The 20,894-nt window shown below is 46.1% G+C and carries 24 protein-coding genes; 10 read left to right on the forward strand and 14 right to left on the reverse strand.

Annotation, left to right across the window (positions count from 1 at the left end):
• From hypB to JHC35_RS05215, 7 genes are all read left to right on the forward strand, one after another.
• The coding region (hypB, locus tag JHC35_RS05185) for a hydrogenase nickel incorporation protein HypB (protein WP_295042685.1) at positions 1-791 on the forward strand (791 nt) is incomplete at its 5' end.
• A gap of 2 nt (positions 792-793) precedes the next feature.
• Complete coding sequence (locus JHC35_RS05190; RefSeq protein WP_295042687.1) at positions 794-1,084, forward strand: HypC/HybG/HupF family hydrogenase formation chaperone; 291 nt, start codon at positions 794-796, stop codon at positions 1,082-1,084.
• A gap of 1 nt (position 1,085) precedes the next feature.
• Entirely contained in the window at positions 1,086-2,204 is a 1,119-nt protein-coding gene (gene hypD / locus JHC35_RS05195; protein ID WP_295042689.1) for a hydrogenase formation protein HypD, read from the forward strand.
• Entirely contained in the window at positions 2,201-3,193 is a 993-nt protein-coding gene (hypE, locus tag JHC35_RS05200) for a hydrogenase expression/formation protein HypE (protein WP_295042691.1), read from the forward strand. Before hypD ends, hypE begins: the two co-directional genes overlap by 4 nt.
• 90 nt (positions 3,194-3,283) lie before the next feature.
• Complete coding sequence (hypA, locus tag JHC35_RS05205) at positions 3,284-3,625, forward strand: hydrogenase maturation nickel metallochaperone HypA (RefSeq protein WP_295042693.1); 342 nt, start codon at positions 3,284-3,286, stop codon at positions 3,623-3,625.
• 3 nt (positions 3,626-3,628) lie between these two features.
• Positions 3,629-4,378, forward strand: a complete 750-nt coding sequence (locus JHC35_RS05210) for a DUF695 domain-containing protein (protein ID WP_295042695.1) — start codon at positions 3,629-3,631, stop codon at positions 4,376-4,378.
• 103 nt (positions 4,379-4,481) lie between these two features.
• Positions 4,482-5,912 carry an FAD/NAD(P)-binding oxidoreductase gene (locus JHC35_RS05215; protein WP_295042697.1) on the forward strand — a complete coding sequence of 477 codons (1,431 nt, stop codon included), beginning with the start codon at positions 4,482-4,484 and terminating at the stop codon, positions 5,910-5,912.
• On the opposite strand, the gene JHC35_RS05220 is transcribed toward JHC35_RS05215, so the two are convergent.
• Positions 5,895-7,091, reverse strand: coding sequence for a hypothetical protein (locus tag JHC35_RS05220; RefSeq protein WP_295042700.1), 1,197 nt, complete (start codon positions 7,089-7,091; stop codon positions 5,895-5,897). The two genes, JHC35_RS05215 and JHC35_RS05220, sit on opposite strands and share 18 nt — an antisense overlap.
• A gap of 79 nt (positions 7,092-7,170) precedes the next feature.
• Between JHC35_RS05220 and pepN the strand changes: the two genes are divergently transcribed.
• A complete protein-coding gene (gene pepN, locus JHC35_RS05225) occupies positions 7,171-9,774 on the forward strand; it encodes an aminopeptidase N (protein WP_295042701.1) in 2,604 nt (867 codons plus the stop codon).
• A 104-nt stretch (positions 9,775-9,878) separates the two neighbouring features.
• Here pepN and JHC35_RS05230 read toward each other — a convergent pair whose 3' ends face one another.
• The 8 genes from JHC35_RS05230 to JHC35_RS05265 all read right to left on the reverse strand — a co-directional run bounded on the left by JHC35_RS05230 (position 9,879) and on the right by JHC35_RS05265 (position 14,311).
• Positions 9,879-10,028, reverse strand: a complete 150-nt coding sequence (locus tag JHC35_RS05230; RefSeq protein WP_295042703.1) for a hypothetical protein — start codon at positions 10,026-10,028, stop codon at positions 9,879-9,881.
• A gap of 9 nt (positions 10,029-10,037) precedes the next feature.
• Positions 10,038-11,150 carry a cytochrome d ubiquinol oxidase subunit II gene (locus tag JHC35_RS05235; RefSeq protein ID WP_295042705.1) on the reverse strand — a complete coding sequence of 371 codons (1,113 nt, stop codon included), beginning with the start codon at positions 11,148-11,150 and terminating at the stop codon, positions 10,038-10,040.
• Positions 11,143-12,681, reverse strand: coding sequence for a cytochrome ubiquinol oxidase subunit I (locus JHC35_RS05240; RefSeq protein WP_295042707.1), 1,539 nt, complete (start codon positions 12,679-12,681; stop codon positions 11,143-11,145). Before JHC35_RS05240 ends, JHC35_RS05235 begins: the two co-directional genes overlap by 8 nt.
• Positions 12,682-12,699: 18 nt before the next feature.
• The gene (locus JHC35_RS05245) at positions 12,700-12,882 is read right to left on the reverse strand and encodes a hypothetical protein (protein ID WP_295042709.1); all 183 of its coding nucleotides are present in this window, start codon (positions 12,880-12,882) and stop codon (positions 12,700-12,702) included.
• Between the two features lie 106 nt (positions 12,883-12,988).
• The gene (locus JHC35_RS05250; RefSeq protein WP_295042711.1) at positions 12,989-13,117 is read right to left on the reverse strand and encodes a hypothetical protein; all 129 of its coding nucleotides are present in this window, start codon (positions 13,115-13,117) and stop codon (positions 12,989-12,991) included.
• Entirely contained in the window at positions 13,099-13,497 is a 399-nt protein-coding gene (locus JHC35_RS05255; RefSeq protein ID WP_295042713.1) for a hypothetical protein, read from the reverse strand. Before JHC35_RS05255 ends, JHC35_RS05250 begins: the two co-directional genes overlap by 19 nt.
• A gap of 3 nt (positions 13,498-13,500) precedes the next feature.
• Entirely contained in the window at positions 13,501-13,926 is a 426-nt protein-coding gene (locus tag JHC35_RS05260) for a NifB/NifX family molybdenum-iron cluster-binding protein (RefSeq protein WP_295042715.1), read from the reverse strand.
• 10 nt (positions 13,927-13,936) lie between these two features.
• Complete coding sequence (locus JHC35_RS05265) at positions 13,937-14,311, reverse strand: NifB/NifX family molybdenum-iron cluster-binding protein (protein ID WP_295042717.1); 375 nt, start codon at positions 14,309-14,311, stop codon at positions 13,937-13,939.
• 174 nt (positions 14,312-14,485) lie between these two features.
• On the opposite strand from JHC35_RS05265, the gene JHC35_RS05270 reads away from it, so the two are divergent.
• Positions 14,486-15,103: a DUF134 domain-containing protein gene (locus JHC35_RS05270; protein ID WP_295042718.1), complete on the forward strand. Its 618-nt coding sequence runs from the start codon at positions 14,486-14,488 to the stop codon at positions 15,101-15,103.
• Positions 15,100-15,570, forward strand: a complete 471-nt coding sequence (locus JHC35_RS05275; RefSeq protein WP_295042720.1) for an ATPase P — start codon at positions 15,100-15,102, stop codon at positions 15,568-15,570. Before JHC35_RS05270 ends, JHC35_RS05275 begins: the two co-directional genes overlap by 4 nt.
• Here the strand turns inward: JHC35_RS05275 and JHC35_RS05280 are convergent.
• The 5 genes from JHC35_RS05280 to JHC35_RS05300 all read right to left on the reverse strand — a co-directional run bounded on the left by JHC35_RS05280 (position 15,560) and on the right by JHC35_RS05300 (position 20,790).
• A complete protein-coding gene (locus JHC35_RS05280) occupies positions 15,560-15,949 on the reverse strand; it encodes a DUF6858 family protein (protein WP_295042722.1) in 390 nt (129 codons plus the stop codon). The genes JHC35_RS05275 and JHC35_RS05280 overlap by 11 nt on opposite strands.
• Positions 15,950-15,967: 18 nt before the next feature.
• Positions 15,968-17,137 carry an FAD-dependent oxidoreductase gene (locus JHC35_RS05285; RefSeq protein WP_295042724.1) on the reverse strand — a complete coding sequence of 390 codons (1,170 nt, stop codon included), beginning with the start codon at positions 17,135-17,137 and terminating at the stop codon, positions 15,968-15,970.
• A gap of 338 nt (positions 17,138-17,475) precedes the next feature.
• Positions 17,476-18,903 (reverse strand): FAD/NAD(P)-binding oxidoreductase, encoded by a 1,428-nt coding sequence (locus JHC35_RS05290; RefSeq protein ID WP_295042726.1) that lies wholly within the window; start codon positions 18,901-18,903, stop codon positions 17,476-17,478.
• Positions 18,904-18,912: 9 nt separating this feature from the next.
• On the reverse strand, positions 18,913-20,376 hold the full coding sequence (locus JHC35_RS05295; RefSeq protein ID WP_295042728.1) for a DUF3373 family protein: 1,464 nt from the start codon (positions 20,374-20,376) through the stop codon (positions 18,913-18,915).
• 81 nt (positions 20,377-20,457) lie between these two features.
• Positions 20,458-20,790: a cytochrome C gene (locus tag JHC35_RS05300; RefSeq protein WP_295042730.1), complete on the reverse strand. Its 333-nt coding sequence runs from the start codon at positions 20,788-20,790 to the stop codon at positions 20,458-20,460.
• Positions 20,791-20,894: the final 104 nt, after the last annotated feature.

A 20,894-nucleotide genomic window follows, 5' to 3' on the forward strand; every position in this document is an offset into this window, starting at 1 on the left:
ATACCCACGTCCATGATCACGAACATGATGCGGGAGAACATGCCCACGAGGGGGGGCACCATCATCACGATCACGGAGATGAATCACATGCTCATCAAGCGGCGCATGAGACACTGCACCATAATCCTCAGTTGAATGATCCCAAGACGATTTCGGTTATTACGAAAATCTTGGATAAAAACGATCAGGAAGCGCGCCATAACCGTGAACATTTCAATGAACACGGCGTATTGGCGATCAATCTGATGAGTTCACCGGGGAGCGGGAAAACGACCCTTTTGGAAAAAATGGCGACATTGGCACCGTTCAAATACGGCGTGATCGAGGGGGATTTAGAGACGTCACGGGATGCTGACCGTCTTAAAGCGGTTGGAGTCGAAGCGGTGCAGATCCAGACGGGAAGCGCCTGCCACTTGGATGCGTTTATGGTGCATAAAGGGCTGCATGATTTGCCGTTGGCACCGCTTGATGTCTGTTTTATCGAAAATGTCGGGAACCTTGTGTGCCCTGCGAGCTACGATGTGGGATCGCATCTCAATATCGTCCTCGTCTCGATCCCGGAGGGGGAAGACAAGATCGCGAAATACCCCGTGATGTTTCGCGCGGCTGATTTGATTCTCATCACCAAAACCGATCTGTTGCCGTATTTCAAATACGACATCGAGCGTGAGAAAGTGGAAGCACGGAAGATAAAACCGAATGTCGATATTTTAGAGGTCAATATCAACGACGAAGCCTCCATCATGAATGTAATTGATTGGATTGAATTTAAACGAAAGATGAGAAATTAAGTATGTGTTTATCGATTCCTTCAAAAGTCGTCAGTATCGACACGGAGAACAATATCGCCACCGTCGATACGATGGGTGTTCAGCGTACGGCAGGGCTGGATCTGATGGAAGAGGGCTCCGTACAGATCGGCGATTATGTACTGCTCCATATCGGATTTATCATGAATAAGATCGATGAAGAGGATGCCCTCGAATCGCTGAGGGTGTATCGGGAGATACTCGAAAAACTGGATGAAGAGGAACGGCGACAGATGGTGTTGGAGGACGATAACTGTCCGGAACGTGGAGCTTGAGATGAGATTGGAGCTCAAAAATCTCTACGATGATTTCCGAAACGCTGATACGATCAAAGCGTATGCCAAGATCATCGTGGAGGACGCGTTAAAACTTCCCCATTCGATCAACATCATGGAGGTGTGTGGAGGACATACCCATACCATCATGAAGTACGGTATTTTGCAGCTGTTGCCTTCCAATATCAAATTCGTTCATGGTCCCGGATGCCCCGTATGCATCATGCCAAAAGAGCGGATCGATCACGCCTATGTCCTCTCTCAGCAGCCAAACGTTATTTTGGTGACATTGGGGGATATGATCAAAGTCCCCGGAAGTAATGGAAGTCTGCAGGATGCTCGGAGCAAAGGTGCGGATGTCCGTTTCGTCTACTCGCCGCTCGATTGTCTTAAAATAGCGCGGGAGAATCCCGATAAAACGGTGATCTTCTTCGCTATCGGATTCGAGACGACGACCCCGATGAGCGCGGCACTGCTCGATACCGTGATCAAAGAGGAGATACCGAATATTTTACTGCATCTCAACCATGTCACGGTTCCTGAGCCGATGCGTGCATTGATCAGTGATGAAGCGTGCATCATCGATGCCTTTTTGGGACCTTCACATGTGAGCGTCATCAGCGGAAGCAAGATTTACGAAGAATTTCCCCGCGACTGGGGCAAACCCGTCGTCGTCAGCGGGTTCGAGCCAGTGGACGTGATGCAGTCGATCAGCATGATCGTCAAACAATTTATCGAAAATCGGTGTGAACTCGAAGTGGAGTACAACCGTGCCGTCACGCGCGAGGGGAATCTCAAAGCCCAAGCGTTGAATGATAAATATTTCCACAAAGTGGATTTTCGTTGGCGCGGTTTGGGTGACATCCCTCAAAGCGGTATAGGATTGCGTGAGGAGTATGATCGCTACAACGCTGAAAAGATCTATGATGCGATCTTACCAAAAGAGGAGATCAACGATCACAAACTCTGCATCTGCGGTGACATCCTAAAAGGGAAAGCCTCTCCGCCGCAGTGTTCAATTTTCGGTACTGCGTGTAAACCGAGCAGTCCTGTGGGAAGTTGCATGGTGAGTTCGGAGGGGGCGTGTGCCGCTTATTACAAGTATGGGAATCTGGTATGACAAAAACGATTACATTGGCCCAAGGCAACGGCGGCGAAGAGAACAACGAGCTGATCAAAAAGGTGTTTTACAAAGCCTTTAAAAACGAGATTTTAGAGCGGAGCGAAGATGCGGCGGTGATCGGGAATCTGGCTATGACGACCGACAGCTTTACGGTGAGCCCCCTCTTTTTTTCGGGGGCGGACATCGGCAAACTCGCCGTGTGCGGTACGTGCAATGACCTCGCGATGATGGGGGCACAGCCTAAATATTTGACATGCAGTGTCATCATCGAAGAGGGGTTTGAGGTTGAAACACTGGAGCGGATCGTCGAGAGCATGAGAGGGGAATTGGCGATCAATGGTGCCGTCGTGGTGAGCGGTGATACGAAGGTGGTACCGAAGGGGAGCGTAGATAAGATATTTATCAATACGACGGGTCTGGGGGAGATCGTCCAAGCGGGGATCAGCTCGAACAACGTGAGCGAAGAGGAAGTTATCCTCATCAACCGCGATATCGGATGCCACGGGGCGACGATTTTCGCGGCGCGTGAGGGGATCGAGATGAGTAGTGCCCTCAAAAGCGACTGTAACTCATTGTACCCGCAGGTCAAAGCGCTCATAGATGCAGGGGTAAAGATCACGGCAATGCGTGACGCGACACGCGGAGGGGTCGCGGCGGTGCTTAACGAGTGGGCGCGACAATCGAACGTCTGCATTGAAGTGGACGAGGAGAAACTCCCGATCAGCGATGAGGTCAAAGGGATTTGTGAGATGCTGGGATTCGAAGCGACGGCATTGGCGAATGAGGGGACGTTTGTATTGGCGATTCATAAAGATTACGCGCAAAAAGCTTTAGAGGTACTCAAAAGTTTTGATGTATGTACGATGGCATCCATTGTGGGCGAAGTAACGCAAAAATACCCACAAAAAGTCATTTTAAAAAGTCCATGGGGAACGTCTCGATTTTTAGAGACCCCGAATGGGGAATTGTTGCCAAGAATATGTTAATTAGCCGTCATTCCCGCGAAGGCGGGAATCCAGCTTTGAGGGGATGGATCCCCGGATCAAGCCCGAGGATGACGAGAAAAGGAATTTATTATGCATGAATACTCAATCGTACAAGCACTGTTAACGCAATGCGAGGATATAGCCCGTGAGAACGAAGCCGAATCGGTCTCTAAAATCGTCGTCAAAATAGGAAAAATGTCGGGTGTAGAGCCCCACCTCCTCGAAATCGCGTTTAATACGTTCAAAGAAAAAACGGTGTGCGACGGAGCGGAGTTTGTGATGAACGTTCAGCCGCTGGTGATCGAGTGTAAGGGGTGCGGAGTACAGACGACGCTGGAGGAGATTTACTACAAATGCCCAGCGTGTGAAAGTTTGGACGTCAAAGTGATAGACGGCGAAGAGATGTTTTTAATGTCGTTGGAAATGGAGTAAAGCGTGCAAGAGTATTGGGAATTATATATGAAACAAATCGATGGCCACATCGCCTCGGTTTTTGTCAATGCAGGGATCTCGATAGAGCTGCCGAGTGAAGATAAATTTTATGTCGGGTTTATCAAACTCAAAATGAAAGCGCCGAATGATCGAGGGCTCATTTCCCAAGAGGAAGAGACGCAACTCTCATTCATCGAAGATAAAATCGAGATGGAATCGTTACGCTACCGTGTCGGAAATTATGTCGGAAAGATCGTATCCAACAATGAGATCACGTTCATCTATTATCTAAAATACGATTTTGAGTGGCCAAACGCGGTTCAGTCTGCAATGAATACATTCCCTGATTATGAGTATACATTCGGTTCGAAAATGGACAGCGAGTGGGAGGTCTATCATAAACTCCTGTTCCCGACCCCGATTGAGTGGCAGATTATCCAAAACCATAAAGTATGCGATCATCTAAAAGAGCAGGGGGATCCACTCCATATCGCCAGGGCGATTGAGCATAAAGCCTATTTTGAAACCGATGATCAGCGCAGTGCATTTATTGCTCACATCGAATCCGAAGAGTTCAGAGTCAAAAGCTTAATCGATCCTACCGAAAGTACGCCGATGGTGGGTGTCAGTTTTTATCGTCAGGATAAGCCGTTTTATTACGATATCGACACGTTAACACTGCATCTGATTGATCTATCTACCCAAAATGGGGGTGCGTATGACGGCTGGGAAACGAGTGTCGTAAAAATTTAGCATTAATGCACTGAAAGATTATTCATTTTTAAGAAACTTTAATCTATTCACGGCGATAATGTGCAAAAGAACGTCTTGCATAATAATCAAAAGGGGTAGATAGATGAATCTCGAAGAACTTAAAAAGAGGGTGAATGCCAATGAAGGGCTTTCTCGCCGTGACGCCCTGAAATTAATGGCACTCTCTCCGGTAGCCGCATCCGTATTGGCAGGTGCTGCCGCTCCTGCGACATTAGAAGCTGCCGCATCAAATGCAAAAGGAAAAGTTGTCATCGTTGGCGGAGGGTCCAGTGCTTTGATGGTTCTTGCGCGTCTTCGTCGTGCTCTCGCAAATCCCGATATTACTATTATCGCTCCGAATGAAAAACACGTCTATCAACCGGGGCAGATTTTTGTTGCGGCCGGTGAATATGATCTGGAAGATATTATTTTTGACAACACCGGTTATATCGGTGATGATGTGACATGGGTAAAAGATGAAGTTGCGACTTTTGATCCGGACAACAACAAACTAATAACCAAAAAAGGGACAGAAGTTGCGTATGACTATCTTGTCGTAGCGACTGGGGTTCAGTATCACTATGAACAAATCGAAGGATTAAATGTTGATATGCTCGGCAAAAACGGTATTGCCAGCGTCTATCAGAGCGATCTTGCCGCCGGTACGGCGGAGGGGGCAACCATTACCCGAGACTGGTTCAATGCCCTAAAAGAGGCGGCGAAAACGTCTAAACCTCGTGTTATCTGTACGCAACCTTCTACTCCGCTCAAATGCGGCGGTGCTCCGCAAAAAATTCTCTATCTGAGCGATGATTTCCTCAGACGCGATAAGCTAACCGCCGAATTTACTTTTGCGACAGCAGGCGAAAAACTGTTCAGCCTCCCTGAGATCGAAGCGGCTTTGGATAAAGTTCAAAAAGGGTACGGAAATATCACCAACAAATTCGGACATGAGTTGATCCGCATCGATGCCGAGAAAAAAATCGCCACCTTCCATCATAAATATCAAGTGCAAGGGGAGTTCGATAAAGATCTTAACGAATACGATATGATCGATAAAGAAGAAGAGGTAGAGATGCCGTATGACTTTATCCATATCACTCCTCCGACTGCCGCGGTCGATGCCGTGGCCAACTCGCCGCTCGGATGGCAAAAAGGGAGCGCAAAAGGGTGGCTTGAGGTGGATCGTGAGACACTCCAACACCGCCGCTATAAAAATGTATTCGGCATCGGGGACGTGTGCGGTATTCCGATCGGAAAAACCGGAGGAAGTGCACGCCATCAAGGACCTATTGTGGTCGGAAATCTCATTTCAGTCATGGAGAAAAAAGAGCCTTCTCTCAAATTTGACGGATACACTGTATGCCCGCTCAAAGTTTCGTACGGCAAAATCATCATGGCAGAATTCAATTACGACGGTTTGGCTCCGTCATTTCCTCTCGATCCGGCACAGCCGCGATGGGTATGGTGGGCATTCGATCTTTATATGCTCCAACCGATGTACCGTTATCTGATGCTAAACGGACTGATGTAATTGTTCGAGAGTGATCCCGTACGAGCGCAGTAATATAAATGCTCCATTAAAATCGCCGCTTTCGAGTTTCAAAGTGGCGGCATAAATACGCCCCAATACTCCGGTATGGGATAAAAGAGCATCCTCTATTTCTTGTTTTGGATGGATGATTTGAAAGAGTGCATCCATCGGAATATTCATCAGCCCTTCCAACAATGAGAGCATCGCGATCAAATGAATATCATCGGATTGTTTTTCCGTAGGGTGCTGAAGTATTTTTCCAAGCAAGGATAACATCGTATTGATTCGGCTGGTTGCGAAAACGGCATGGGTATTTTTTTCATCGATCGCTTTGGTTCCCGATTTTGAATAAACAAGCAAAAGGAGCCATTGCATGAGGGTATTTTTGCCGACGCGCTCGATCATTTCTCTCAGAGAATTTATCCCCTCTATGTATTCGGGATGGACAGAGCGGAGAAATTGAAACAGTTGTAAAGAGAGGATGTTTTGTTGCTTGAATTCTTCGCAAATGACGTCGATGGAGGCATTGTTTTGCAAAAGGGTAAAGAGATTCATGACATCGAGGTACTGCGGATCGATTCGCCGATGGGTGATGAGATGGGTATGGGCAAAATAAAAACCTTGAAAATACTCAAAACCTACCTCTTCACAGGCCTCTTTCATCTCAAAAAATTCCACTTTTTGTGCGATCATTTTCATTTGACCGTAAGGGTTCGGGAAAAGATGAAATTGTTCAATATCGGTTTGGTTGACGTCGAATTTAGCAAATTCGATAAATGGAAAGAGGGGACCGAAGGTTTCAAAATAATCGGGATGAAACGATGCGTTATCGAGTGCAAAACGGTATCCTAAAGCATGATAATAGGCGATGGCATCATAAATTCGCGGATTCGGTTTCATCGATGCCGAAAGCTCGAAAACAAATTTTTCTTTGGGAAGGGTACGGAGAATATCGGTCAATAATAACGGACCGTCAGTGTTTATAAACGCGAGAGAATCGCCGAAAGAGGCATAAGAGCCTAACTGATTGAGCAGATTCACCAAGACCGATGCGGTCGCATGTCTGGGATCATCGATGACACATTCGCCATACATATTTCGGTAAAAAAATTCGTATCCGATGATGTTTTCATCACCGTCTAAAATTGGTTGCCGCGCAAGATGTAATTCGTTGTGCATCTATGTTACTTTATATTTTAATAACTTAGTGTAGCGTATTTTGAGTATTATTTCAAAAACAATGCAATACGGATGAACCATGCAAGAACACAAAGTACATTATTTTAACGAGTATACCCCAAGCGATTACACCGTTGTGAACTGTTCACTTGAATTTATCATTGAAGAGTCTTCGACACGGGTTGAAAACATTATGGAAATCCGTCGTCAGAACCCGCATGCAAAAGAGTTGCGCCTCGATGGTGAAAAACTGGATCTGGAGCTCATTTGGTTGGATGATCTGTTGCTCGATAACTCACAATTTACCCAAACCGATACCTCATTGACCGTTGCTTTGGATGCCGATACGGCACGTATCCGAATTATCAACCGTATCTATCCGGATGAGAATACCGAATTGGAGGGGCTGTATCGCTCCGGCGGTATCTGGTGTACCCAAAACGAACCCGAAGGATTTCGCCGTATCACCTATTTTATCGACCGTCCTGATGTGATGACCCGCTTTACGACCAAAATTATCGCTTCCAAAGAACGGTGTCCGGTTTTACTCAGCAACGGAAATCTGCGCGGAACGGCGACGCTGGATAACGGCAAACATCTCGTTCTTTGGGAAGACCCGATCCCAAAACCGTGTTATCTTTTTGCCCTCGTAGCGGGAGATTTGGGCTCAATTCACGATACCTATACCACTGTTAGCGGAAAAAATGTCGAGCTGGCGATTTATTGTGATAAAGGCAATGAGGATAAATGCCATCATGCGATGCGCTCACTCAAAAAATCGATGGAGTGGGACGAATACACCTACGGACGCGAATACGATCTGGAGGTTTACAACATCGTCGCGGTCGATAGTTTTAACATGGGGGCGATGGAAAATAAAGGGCTGAATATATTTAACTCCCACTATGTTCTAGCCGACGAAGACAGTGCGACCGATACCGATTTTATGGGAATTGAGAGTGTTATCGCCCATGAATATTTTCACAACTGGACAGGGAACCGCATTACATGCCGTAACTGGTTTGAACTGACCCTCAAAGAGGGGCTTACGGTGTTTCGGGATCAATGCTTCAGTGCCGATATGAACTCTCTTCTCACGCAGCGAATCGATGATGTTCGAGCATTGCGCGAGCGGCAATTTGTCGAGGATGCGGGCCCCACCGCTCATCCGATAAAACCAGCGCAGTATATGGAAATCAACAACTTCTATACCGCTACCGTGTATGAAAAAGGTGCCGAAGTGATTCGGATGATGCACACTTTGCTGGGAGCTGAGAGATTTCGAGCGGCGATGGATTATTATTTTGAGCACTTTGATGGTCAAGCGGTCGGAACCGAAGAGTTTTTAGAGTCGATGCAGTCTCAAAGTCCCATCGATTTGACCCAATTTAAACGATGGTATTCCCAAGAGCGGACGCCGATATTGCATGTTTCGAGCAGCTACAGTGAGGAGCGCTCGGAATTGGTGCTGAAAATTGTCCAAAAAATCCCAAAAAATACGAAAAACCAAGAACAGCTTCCTTACGCCTTGCCACTCTCTATCGCTCTTTTGGATGAAAACGGGGCTGCGTTTCCTTTGTGTAGTTCGGATGTCACTATGTTCCACGGTACGACCCTCTGGATCGAAGATGCGGTACATGAGATCACGTTTGCGGGGATTACTTCAAAACCTCGACTTTCTTTAAATCGCCATTTCAGTGCGCCGGTGATCATCGAATGCGATGAACTCGATTTTCCGTTTTTGATGGCACACGATAGTGACGGATTTGTTCGCTATGAAGCGGCACAGCAGTTCGGTATCCAAACCTTAGAGACGATGATGGAAGGGGGAGGGATTGATGAATCGTATATTGGCAGCTACGGCACCGCATTAACAGATACATCGATTGACCCGATGTACAAAGCGCAGTTGTTGGAACTTCCTACTGTGAGCGCACTTATGCAGCGTCAAAAAACGATTGATATTACGTCCATTGTAACCGCTCAAGAGAGTCTTAAACGTACTTTGGCAAAGCGTTACGGCAAGGAGATGCACGATCTTATCGAATCATTGTTCGACCCTTCCAATACGAAAATCGACGGTATAAGCATGGGCAAGCGGGCACTGAAAAATCAACTCCTCGCTATGTTGATGAGCTTGCAAGATGAAACAATTAGCCGGCTGTGTTATGAACATTACTGCCAAGCGCTTTCGATGAGCGAGCGCTTGGCGGCCCTTGATCTATTGGAGAACTATGCACCTGATTTAGCGGTGGATGCATTGGATGATTTTTACAACCGATATCGTGATCAAACGCTGGTGATGAACAAATACTTTAGCGTTCGCGCCTCTTCTCGCCGTGAGGGGACATTGGAGCGGGTTAAAGCACTTCAAAACGACAGCGCGTATGATCACAAAGTTCCCAATCTCGTCCGTTCCTTGATCGGAAGTTTTGCCCGCAATCCGGTCGCTTTTTATGATGTCAGCGGTGAGGGATTTGCTTTTGTCGCCGATAAAGTGATCGAGATCGATGCCATCAATCCGCAAATCGCATCCGGACTGGCAGGGGCATTCAAAAACTACGGACGGTTAAGTATTGAGCAAAAAATGCAGATGGGATCAGAGCTGGAGCGGATCAAAAATCATCCAACCCTCTCCAATAATGTCTATGAGATTGTGAGTAAAATTTTGGAAGCGTCTTAATTATATTGTGTAATTATAAATATGATTTTATAACGGCTGGATCCCTAAAACGTGTATTTTGAAATAACAACTTTCTCTTTGAATCATAGTGATGCAGGAGAAAATTATTTCTCCTGTTGCGCTAAACGCTCTTCCAGCTCCTCAAGCCGTTCCATTTTCTGATAATGACGAAGATTCAATGCTGAAAATTTGTACCCTAAAAAGATAATAATTGGCCAAAGACTTAGCCATAAGAGTGATCCAATGTATTCCATAATAGTCTCCTAATAACTAAAAGGGTCTTGTTTGATTTCGTCGTGAGTCAGCGGTTTGGACATGGCACGCCAAACAACGGCGATGTATCCTAAAACGACCGGAACGAAGAGAGAAACATAGCTCATCACTACAAGGGTATTACGGCTCCCTGAGCTGTTGGTGATTGTCAGAGAACTCTGCAAATCAGCATACGAGGGGTAAAACGGAGCTCCGTCGATCCCGCTGCTCATCAGCAGGGCGAAAACCATGAGCACCGTCCCCGCAACGCCACACCAAAATGACGATTTCCCCCCTTTAAATCCACCGAGGATAAAAAGCCCAAGCCCGATCACAAACGGCATGAGAAGAACGATCGGGTAGAAGGTAAAGGTGTGCCAATAGCGGCTGGCTTCGATTGTGATTGTTTCACTGTGAGCCGCCGCACCCGGCAAGACGAAAAGCCACAGGGCAAACGAGGCGAGAAATGCAATCGCCATGAGCAGCTCGATTCGGAGTTTTTTGCGTGTGAGTTCCAAAAGACTCTTTTCTTGGACACTATTAAGGATATAAAGCATCCCTAACACCCGCGAGACTAAGACGACACTGATTCCGCCCAATACGTTAAATGGCACGCTGAGCGCTTCCAGCCCGCGCATTGGATTCAGCCAATGCGAAAGGTTCGCGTCATCGACGATAAAAGCGCCTCCCGAGAAGAGGGTGGCAATGATCACCCCGATCAAAAACGGCGATAAAAATCCGTTGATGCTCAAAAAGAGCTCATACACGCGTGAGCCGTAGACGTTCCCCTTTTTAGTGCGGTATTCGTAGGAGACGGCTTGAATGATGTAAGCAAATAGCAATACCATCCACGCAAAGTACGCTCCGCCGAAACTCACCGCATAAAAGAGGGGGAATGCGGCAAAAACCGCTCCGCCAAACAGGACGAGAGTGGTGAAACCCAGTTCCCATTTGCGCCCGTATAGGTTGTACAAGAGGCTCTTGTCCGCCTCATTTTTCGCCAATGAGGGGATGAGTGCCTGCCCCCCCTGAACGAAGAGTATCATCGCCAAAAACCCGCCGAGCAATGAGACGATTCCCCACCAATAATTTTGAAGTGACAACAGTTCCCATGTTTCAAACATGATGGTCTCCTTTCTCTGCGATATGAGGTCCATTGGCAATCGCCGCCATCATGATTTTGATCTCGGCGATGAGCAATGCGGTGAACAAAACTGCAAATGCCCAAAACGTGATCTGTACGCTTTGGACGTTCAGTGCGCTGGAGCCTTTCATTGTCGGAAGCAAATCTTGGATAACCCACGGCTGACGCCCCACTTCGGCGACGATCCATCCCGCTTCGCATGCGACAAACCCCAAAGGGATCGACATAAATGTGATCCAAAGTGCCCAGCGGGTAGTGAGAAGTTCATTGGTCATCCCCAAATAGAGCAATGCGATGAATAAAACGATGAAAAACGATCCCAGTCCTACCATCACGTGGAAACTGTAAAAGGTCAATGCGATCGGAGGGACGGTTTGAAGGGGATCGGTAAAATGGCCGTATCCCATGTAGGACTGATTGGCGTCGAATGCTTGGAGTGCTGTTTCGGCACCAGAGGTGTCTCCTGCTTTTTTTGCCTCATGATACGCGTTTAGATGCTGTAATGCCACTTTTCCGCGCTCGATCTTCTCTCCAGCACTCATGATGTTGAATTTTTCATTTCCGTTAATGAGATCATTGATTCCCGGAACAAATGCGTTGATGTCGTGGTAGCCCAAAATAGAGAGGGCATAGGGGAGCTGAATATCTCCGTAAAATTCAGGCAAATCGTCTCCCACTTTTTTATCGGGGTTGAGGATTCCGAATGCTATGATCCCCGCACGTCCTTCACCCTTATACAGCCCTTCCATCGCGGCAAGTTTCATCGGCTGTTTTTGGGCTACCTGATGGGCCGATTCATCTCCGCTGAGGAGCAAAAAGAAGGATGCAAAAAGACCGAATGACGATGCGACGATAATACTGCGGCGGGCAAACTGGGTTTCGCGCCCACGGAGGAGAAACCATGCCGAGACACCGACGACGAAAATTGCGGCCGTAACGTACCCCCCGCCGATGGTGTGGAGGAATTTGGCTACGGCGACGGGAGAGAAAATCACCTCCCAAAAATTCGCCATCTCATAGCGCATTGTGTCGGGGTTGAACTCCATGCCCACCGGAAACTGCATCCAGCCGTTCGCAACGAGAATCCAAAGCGCCGAGAGGTTGGTTCCGATAGCAACCAGCCATGCTGAAAGGAGATGAAACCCTTTGCTTACGCGCCTCCATCCAAAAAAGAGGACGACAAAAAAAGTCGATTCGAGGAAAAAGGCAAATATCCCCTCGATCGCCAAAGGTGCGCCGAAGATATCCCCGACGATCCACGAATAGGCCGCCCAGTTGGTTCCGAATTCAAATTCCATGATAAGGCCGGTAGCCACTCCGATAACAAAGTTGATGCCGAAGAGTTTGACCCAGAATTTGGTGGTTTTGAGCCATTTTTCATCGCCGGTTTTGACGTAGATTGTCTCCATGATGGCGACAAGAAACGAGAGTCCCAGTGTGAGCGGGACAAATAAAAAATGGTAAATCGCGGTGAGTGCAAACTGTGCGCGCGACCAGTCTATGAGATCCATGATAATCCTTTGAGAGTGTTAGGGCTTGAGAGTTTCGGCTATTGCCGAAGGGACATGGGCGGGTGAATTTTTATATGGATTGCTGTAAAGATAGTGAAACAGTGCCCAAATGAGCAACAGTTTGATAATCAATACAGTAAAAAGGGGCTTTTTAAGACTCAATGAGGCAAAAAAATCCCGATACATGGCGAGGTATTTCATCGATTAAATCCAAGGTATTTTTATCTAAAAAATTCATTGCGATTATAAGAAGATTAGATTAGACCAATCTGTTAACCTTCATTAATCATCTTTTCTAAGGCTCTATTTAAGAGCCTTCGTCTTCATCCGTATCATCGTGTGAGGTGCCATCGGAGTTGTGATCGCTTTTGGGTTTTAAAAATTCGTATACGATCATGCTCAATAGGAAAGTGACGGCTAAACTGAGTGATTCCATTGCAATTTCTCCATTAAATGAGTGTACACCTGCATCACCTCTTCGGGTGTTGCTTCCCCTTTGTAATCCATTTGGGCACGGGCGAGGGGACGGTTCCCCTTACTCACCGTGATACGGATATATCCATCGAAATCAGCTCCGAGTGATTTAGTTTGGGCGTTAGTGCACTTCGCGCAATGAACCATGAGGCTCATTGTCATGGGTGCATTGAGATCATGGCGAAAATCAGTTTTGAGCATCCCGCTGGGATCTTCGATATTCATTGCGATCGGCGGATGGGCAATGATCTGTTTCTCGGCAATCTCCGTATAAACCTCTCGCTCATGGCACCCGCTTAGGATGAATAGCACGAACAGCGAGAAAAGTGTTTTGATCATCATAACTTATGTGTGCGCGTGGTGTGAGCAGCAATTTCCATTGTGATGATGGCCGTGATGGTGATGATCACCGTGATGATCGTGATCGCCGAGAAGCGTTTCGAAATTCTCGGCACTCACTTCGACGAGCTGATTGGCATAAAACGCTTTGATCGCTTCATTGATCGTAATGCGTGTCTCTCCCGCAAAATAGACTTTAATGCCGTAACTTTTGAGTAAAACATAGGGGTTGAATCCCAGATGTGAGGTGATGAGAACATCGACATTGTTGGCAATGAGGGTGCGGGCGACATCCCGTCCTCCGTTTTGTTCCATTTTCACAACATCGACGTGTGAATCATCGGAAGCAAACGCAAAAAATTTGGCGTTCCCGAAAAGGGGAGCGAGGGCAGCATCGTGTGATGAGGTTTTTATCGGCATGGCAATAATCATAAACTATCCTTTAATGGTGTGTACAGCTCATATGCGGCTGCATGAGGGTGAGCTGATCGGCTAAAAAGGCTTCAAGCGATTGCGCTACATTCATCGAAACATTGTCGTAATAAACTGCAAGCCCTTTTTGAGCGAATCCTTGCAACGGTGAGCCGCCAATCCCTGATACGATCAGCGTATCGGCTCCTAAAACACAGATATTTTCCACTGCACCGCTGCATCCGCTGGCTTTGTGCCCTTCGTTTCTGACAACGAGTACATCTTCGATGTTTCCTTCACGGCTCACTTCAACAACCGTATAAAAGTTGGCTCTGCCGAAATGGGCATTTCGTTTTGAGAGTAGACCGAAATTTTCATTGGTAGGAAAAACTATTTTTTGATTCATAATCAATCTCCATCGTGTAAAATATCTGTTTAAATTTTACATATGTTAAATTAAACGACGATTAATATATTGATTTTATCTATTTTTTACGTCATTTTTCTGATAAATGGCTTCAGAAAGTAATCGGTAAAGATGATTTATAATTATCATATGTAAAAAATTAGGACAAGAAACGTGAAAAAACGCTCTATTACCTTTAAGCCCGCCTGTTTTTCATTCGGACCTTTGACCCAAATACCCAATGAGACTATCATGATGAGAGAAGATGAATTTGAAGCTCTTTATTTGGCTGATTTCAAAGCACTCTATCATGAGAATTGTGCGCAATCTATGGGTATTTCACGACCTACTTTCGCAAAGCTGATCAAGAGTGCGCGTAAAAAAATGGTGGAGATGGTGATGTTTGGCAAAGAGATAACATTGATGCGGGAATCTTTTAATTTTACGCTAGCATTTGCAACGGATGACCGTATTACTGTACACCCTGATTTTTTGGTTGCGAAATATTATGCTTTTGCCAAAGTCGAAGAGGGGTGTATCACGTCAATCACCTATAAAGAGAACCCGATTTACAAAGAGCTGCTGCGCTTGGATAGAGCAATCATCAATGATGACAGTGCTAAAGGGCTTGCTGCAGGGAGACTGATTCCCCCGTTGTTGGAAGAGGCGACCATCGTGGTTGCCCGTTCTTTAGGTGATGGGATACGACGCAATATCGAAGGGATGGGGATAAGTATCGAATTGTCTCAATCAGATAATATTGATGCGATTGTTGAGGAGTTGAACCGATGATACAGATAGAAATTTCAGGGATGTCTCCTTTGTGTATCGAACATGTGGTTCTCGATTATAACGGAACGATTGCCATCAACGGCGAATTGATCGAGGGGGTAGCGAAGCGGCTGGATGCGTTGAGCGCTTTGGTCGACCTGCATGTTTTGACGGCGGATACGTATGGATCGGTACATGAACAGTGTCGGGATTTGAATTTGAGTGTGGAGGTGATCGGCAAATATGCTCAAGATCGTGAAAAGCTCCGTTTTATCGAATCGCTTAAATCCGAGTATTGTGTGGCTATCGGAAACGGACGAAACGATGCGTTGATGATGGAGCACGCCGCATTGGGTCTCGCGGTAATCCAGGGCGAGGGGATCAGCACCAAAACTCTCATCGCAAGCGATGTTGTGTTTTCGTCGATCAATGATGCCCTTGAGGCACTTCTAAATCCTAATCGTCTGATAGCAACCCTTAGGAATTGATGGTTGCTTTAATCCATCCTTCGATGACTTTATTGATTGCTGGGATTGGTGCTTCCAAAAAAGTGATCACAAAGTGCCCTCCCATATCGCATACACCGATAGAACGTGGGCGTGCAGCCAACATTTCGGGTTTCGGCAATTTTTGACCGAAACAAAAGATCACCATTTTTGCCCCTTTGATCTCAGGGTTGATCTCCCCGTTGATCGATTCCGTATGGGCACAATGGTCAAACTCGCCGATTAAAGTAGCAACAGAGTCGGCGGCAATCTGCTCTTTGAGATAGGCGATGATTTCATCGATATTCGTGTATTTTGATTCCTCTTTTGGAATTTCGATGGTAAAGATAGGGTATTTTTCCATAAATACAGATTGTTTCATAGGTATCCTTGTGCTAATTTACATCCCCGGAATGCGGGGAATGTATCCCATTTTGGAGAGTTTATAGTACCACCCCCAGCCGATTTTCATCCAGTGCCCAACGATCGGCATCGGGATCAGTTTGGCTGTTTTGTCATCTCGGTAGACGAATCCGGCGCCGTTACCCATATCCATGACGCAGAGGATATTGAGGTGATCTTTGTATCCATTTTTCTTGCCGTCTTTACCCAAATAGGTGATTGCGCTGTTGTGTGCGGCGTTACGCGCCATCACTTCGGCAATGTGTCCTTGTTTGGCTTTCCAATCGGGCCCTTCCAACGCGGCCGCATCACCGATGGCGTACCATCCCTCTATCCCCTCTATCTCGCAGTAATCGTTGATGCGGATAAAGGCTGCCGGATTGAGGGGGAGGTCGGAGTTTTGGATGACATCCGAGCCGTTCCCCGCCGGAATAAACATCGTTAAATCGCTCTCTAAGATGCTGTCATCTTCAAAGACCACTTTGTCCTCATCGAAGCGTTTGATTTTTTTGCCGTAGTGAGCATGGAAACGGTTACGTTTGAACATCATCCCCATCAATTTAAGGGCTTTTGGACCCATCCGTGCCCCCGGTTCCGCCATCGGTGCGAAAAAGGTCATCTCGAAATTCTCACGTATTCCCAGTTTTTTGAGACGATGATGAACATTAAAAAAGAGCTCGAACCCCGGACCCCCGCGCACGGCGCTCGGATCGTTCGGATTACCGCCGAAACCGAATGCTATTTTCCCCGATCCTTTTTTGATTAGTGTATCGATTTTATCGCGCAGTTGAATCGATTGTTCCGGTGCGCCGCAGATTGATAGGGTGTGTTCGATCCCCGGATGGGTAACTTTGGAAGCACCGATAGCGATGACGAGATGATCGCATTGTTTTTCGCCGCCGTTTTCGAGGGTGATGGTTTTGGTCGCAGAGGAGATTGCCATAACCCGATCCACACTCAATTTAAATCCATGGCGTGCCGCGATTTTATCGAGAGAATAGGTGACGTTATCGTATTCGATGGTTCTCACAGGAATCCAAATGGCGATCGGATAGATAAATACATCGCTTCGCTCGCTGATAAGTTCAACCTCAAATCCCTCCTTACGATAATAAATTGCCGCTTCGACTCCAGCAATCCCTCCTCCAATGATGGTAACATTTTTCATTATCTAACCTTCTAATGATTATCTGTCAGAATTATAGTTTAAATGACGAATAAAGTCAATAGTATACTTTAATTATATCGTCAGATTTGTTTTTTAGAGAGGATGAATATGTTTGGATGAGAAAAGTCTTTTGATAAGCAGAACTAGAGCTCGAAGCGTTAAAATGAGGATATATACAATGGATGAATAGACGAGAGGGTGGAAAAAATTCCTCCTCTCGTTCATATGGATAAATCGAGGATATGGGTTGCTTAGGATATCAGGATGTACAGCAAACGTGAGGAACAGCACAATAGCACTGAAAATCAGTATCTCCTTGAACACCTTTTTTTTCATCCTTACATTAGACCTTTCATCATTAAATGCCAATACATCGGTTTGAGCATATAGAGGTCAAATGCCCACCAAATCCAACGCTCTTCACCGACTGCAAGAGGGAAGGAAGGTGCTGCCCCCAGATAATTAAACTCAGCAAGGATAATTTTACCATACTGTGTTTTGAGTGGACATACGGTGTAGCCATCGAACTTTTCGGTGAGGGCTTTTTTCTCCATTTGTGCGATGAGATTAGCTACCATGATCGGAGCGTGGTGGCGTGCGGTTCCGCCGGTTTTACCTAGTGGAGTTCCGCATACGTCTCCAATACCGAAAACATTGGGATAACGATTATGCTGAAGGGTTTCAGGATCGACTTCAAGCCACCCTTTTGCATTTCCCTGCTGCCATGCAAGCGGAGAGTTCATAACGGCGTCAGGTGCACTCATAGGAGGGACGATATGGATAAAGTCGTATTCCATCGGGACACGCTCTATTGTGGTGATAACTTCATACTCTTCCAAATCTTCATCATATGCCCCTTTGGTCTCGACTTTGGTTTCAAAGGTGGCGATTTTTTTCTCCGCATCGATTGCTACGAGATTGTGTTTGAATTTATTGGTAATATTGCCATAGCGCGGTTGAACCACTTTATTCAATGTTTCGTTGACCGCAGGTACGCCGAAAAGTTTGTCTCCGTTAAGGGCAAACGTAAAGTCGGCGGTAAGCCCCGCTTCTTTTAGATAATCATCACTAAGATAGAGAATCTTTTGTGGAGCACCGCCGCATTTGATCGGAGTTGCCGGTTGGGTGCAGATAACACGCGGTTTCCCTGTTTTAGCTGCTTCTTTGAGATCATTAAACCATTTCCATGTGATAGGGCCGCCATCCGCTGTCCCTTTTTCCGGATCATTGAGATAAACGCTGGAGATGCCGTTCTTTCCGATCATGTCAGCGGTGAGTCCTTCGATATGATCATAATGGTACGTTAGACCGGTTGCTACGACGAGATAATCGTAGGTCACTTTTTCACCTTTGCGGGTGATGAGCGTGTTATTGTCAGGATCAAACGTAGCAACTTCGTCTTTGATCCATTTGACATCATCGGGAATGAGATCAAGATTGCTTCCTATGATATCCTCAGGAGCGTATTCTCCAGCGGCGACAAACACTTGTCCCGGTTGATAAATATGGACTTCGTTAGGTGCGATAATGGTGATATCGGCATTGGAAAGGGCGCGACGCAAACGTGCCATAGCCATAATTCCTCCGGCACCGCCTCCGACGATAACGATTTTTCCTTTGGCATCGGATGCACTGGCACTTGTGGTTACTGCAGAAGAAGCAAGCACACTTGCAGCGATCGGAGAAAGCCCCATTAATCTCAACGCATCACGGCGTGTCATACCGTTTGATATCTTTTCAAGCGGATTAAGTTCAAGCTTAGACATGCATGTTCCTTAGTATTGGTAGCGCACAAATGCGCGAAGTTCTTGGGAATTGTCGAGATTTTTGAATGACGGATCATCCAAAAACGAGATGCTGGAGCGGTAGTGGTGATCGATATAGGTATATCGCAGTTGTGCGGTGAGGTTTTTGCCGACGATAGGGAGATTCCAGTACCCTTCATAGGCATTACCGCGTGTGGCGATTTTAGAACCGATGATAGAGTCTTCCGCCCATGTCATCGGTGTCCAATATTTAGAGCCGTAGTTATACTCCAGACCGAAACGTCCGCCATCACTGATCATATCTGGGAATAACATACCTGCCCAAAAGCTGTAGCCGGACTTATTCTCAGTCGAACCGAGCATTTGGTAACCGTTATTTGGATTGGTAGAGGTCATAGCAACACTTGCAAATACGGTTGAATTGTTGAGGAAATCGATATCTTCATTCAAGCCGTCAAGTTGATAAGAGAGGGCACCGAAATGGGCCGTTCCCGCTCCAATACCAGGAGCAGTACCGGTTAGATTATCCCCTTTTGCATTGATGATCATCGCATATTCAGCCATTAATTTACTGGCACCGTTATCATAAATAGACATTGGCAATACAAGGAAATCAACTTTTTTATCCCCTTGCGTATCGATACCGACATACGGAGTTTCACTTAGAGCATTTTGGTTGATTGAATCGTACGAGCGTCCGTAAACGACTTTGAGATACGATCCAGGTAAAAAGACTTTATCAAGATTGAACTGCACCATTGCCCCGTCAACTTCGACGTTGGTGATATGTGCCAAGGGTGAACCCGGTTTTACGGTGCCCTCACGATTGTTAGCCAAAAAACCGTCTTCTGCAGCGCGTCGGCCGGCACTGAATGTCATCGGGACATCCCATTCATTGCCGAATTTATAGACAAAATAGGCTTGACGCAAACGCAAATCAGCATCATGCGGAGCTGAGCTTGATTCCCATCCATAATCTTGTGACATATATGGATGTTTTACATTATCGGCTCCCCAATAATAATTCGCAGCGACTTGACCGTTGAAGAAGAGATTATCATTGACTTTGGAACCCATTCCTAGCCATAGACGATTGGTGAATAGGGAACTGTTGGAATATTTTTTCCCTGCATTTGCATCAGCGGCTCCACTGTGGGTTTTTGCATCAGCAGCGTATTTATAATCGATACTATGAAATGCTGAACGCAAATCAATATCCCACTTGATATTGTCATTGGCACTTTGAGCGTTGACTTTTGAGAGGAGATCGCTTTGCGAAGTTTGTTCTTCTTTGATCGCTGTCTGGCTCTCTTGAAGGGTGCTTTGTGTTTGCACAATCGTTCCTTGAGCCTTTTCTAGCTGTTCGATACGGTGCATCAATTTTTCAATTTGCGCTTGAAGAGCAGCTTCATCTGCCATCAGATTTCCGGCAACAACAGCTGCAGCGATAAGAGATAAGGTGATTTTTTTCATCTATCTTCCTTGAATTAAGTTTATAGCAATGAGAAGGTATGGGAGAGAATTTATGAAACCGCTAGGCTTCATAAATATTAGTTAACAAGAAGGGATATTTCCGCTGTCTTTTGCAAAATCATGAACGAAGTTATACATGTGTTCTTCAGTCTTTTTGAATTTGTCGCTTTCAAAATATTCTTTTCCGGCAGGACATGCTTCTTCCATTTTTTTGTTTAATGTGCCTGCTTTGTATGCTTTGTCCCAATCGGCTTGTTTAAATTTTGCCGCAAATACAGCACCGGTGAATCCGCACACTTCCTTGAGATTTTTTTGGTAAAGTTTTTTCCCTTTTTCCGCATCGGCAGAAGCAGAAATACTTAATACGCTCACTGAAAGGAGCGCAACTAGGGCAGTTTTAGCGAATGTTCTCATTATGGATCCTTTTTGATACTTTGAAAAATAATTTGACCATACTTATGGGTAACCCCAAACGGCCGATGCGGGTATAGTACCTTTTAAAATATAAAAATAATATA

The organism is Sulfuricurvum sp. (genome assembly GCF_022759005.1).
Taxonomy (GTDB): Bacteria; Campylobacterota; Campylobacteria; order Campylobacterales; family Sulfurimonadaceae; genus Sulfuricurvum.

What these genes read in the sequence shown, in the direction of transcription:
- JHC35_RS05190 (WP_295042687.1), top strand. Translation starts at nt 794, where the DNA reads ATGTGTTTATCGATTCCTTCAAAAGTCGTCAGTATCGACACGGAGAAC.
- hypD (WP_295042689.1), top strand. Translation starts at nt 1,086, where the DNA reads ATGAGATTGGAGCTCAAAAATCTCTACGATGATTTCCGAAACGCTGAT.
- hypE (WP_295042691.1), top strand. Translation starts at nt 2,201, where the DNA reads ATGACAAAAACGATTACATTGGCCCAAGGCAACGGCGGCGAAGAGAAC.
- hypA (WP_295042693.1), top strand. Translation starts at nt 3,284, where the DNA reads ATGCATGAATACTCAATCGTACAAGCACTGTTAACGCAATGCGAGGAT.
- JHC35_RS05215 (WP_295042697.1), top strand. Translation starts at nt 4,482, where the DNA reads ATGAATCTCGAAGAACTTAAAAAGAGGGTGAATGCCAATGAAGGGCTT.
- JHC35_RS05220 (WP_295042700.1), bottom strand. Translation starts at nt 7,091, where the DNA reads ATGCACAACGAATTACATCTTGCGCGGCAACCAATTTTAGACGGTGAT.
- pepN (WP_295042701.1), top strand. Translation starts at nt 7,171, where the DNA reads ATGCAAGAACACAAAGTACATTATTTTAACGAGTATACCCCAAGCGAT.
- JHC35_RS05230 (WP_295042703.1), bottom strand. Translation starts at nt 10,028, where the DNA reads ATGGAATACATTGGATCACTCTTATGGCTAAGTCTTTGGCCAATTATT.
- JHC35_RS05235 (WP_295042705.1), bottom strand. Translation starts at nt 11,150, where the DNA reads ATGTTTGAAACATGGGAACTGTTGTCACTTCAAAATTATTGGTGGGGA.
- JHC35_RS05240 (WP_295042707.1), bottom strand. Translation starts at nt 12,681, where the DNA reads ATGGATCTCATAGACTGGTCGCGCGCACAGTTTGCACTCACCGCGATT.
- JHC35_RS05245 (WP_295042709.1), bottom strand. Translation starts at nt 12,882, where the DNA reads ATGAAATACCTCGCCATGTATCGGGATTTTTTTGCCTCATTGAGTCTT.
- JHC35_RS05250 (WP_295042711.1), bottom strand. Translation starts at nt 13,117, where the DNA reads ATGGAATCACTCAGTTTAGCCGTCACTTTCCTATTGAGCATGATCGTA.
- JHC35_RS05255 (WP_295042713.1), bottom strand. Translation starts at nt 13,497, where the DNA reads ATGATGATCAAAACACTTTTCTCGCTGTTCGTGCTATTCATCCTAAGC.
- JHC35_RS05260 (WP_295042715.1), bottom strand. Translation starts at nt 13,926, where the DNA reads ATGATTATTGCCATGCCGATAAAAACCTCATCACACGATGCTGCCCTC.
- JHC35_RS05265 (WP_295042717.1), bottom strand. Translation starts at nt 14,311, where the DNA reads ATGAATCAAAAAATAGTTTTTCCTACCAATGAAAATTTCGGTCTACTC.
- JHC35_RS05275 (WP_295042720.1), top strand. Translation starts at nt 15,100, where the DNA reads ATGATACAGATAGAAATTTCAGGGATGTCTCCTTTGTGTATCGAACAT.
- JHC35_RS05280 (WP_295042722.1), bottom strand. Translation starts at nt 15,949, where the DNA reads ATGAAACAATCTGTATTTATGGAAAAATACCCTATCTTTACCATCGAA.
- JHC35_RS05285 (WP_295042724.1), bottom strand. Translation starts at nt 17,137, where the DNA reads ATGAAAAATGTTACCATCATTGGAGGAGGGATTGCTGGAGTCGAAGCG.
- JHC35_RS05290 (WP_295042726.1), bottom strand. Translation starts at nt 18,903, where the DNA reads ATGTCTAAGCTTGAACTTAATCCGCTTGAAAAGATATCAAACGGTATG.
- JHC35_RS05295 (WP_295042728.1), bottom strand. Translation starts at nt 20,376, where the DNA reads ATGAAAAAAATCACCTTATCTCTTATCGCTGCAGCTGTTGTTGCCGGA.
- JHC35_RS05300 (WP_295042730.1), bottom strand. Translation starts at nt 20,790, where the DNA reads ATGAGAACATTCGCTAAAACTGCCCTAGTTGCGCTCCTTTCAGTGAGC.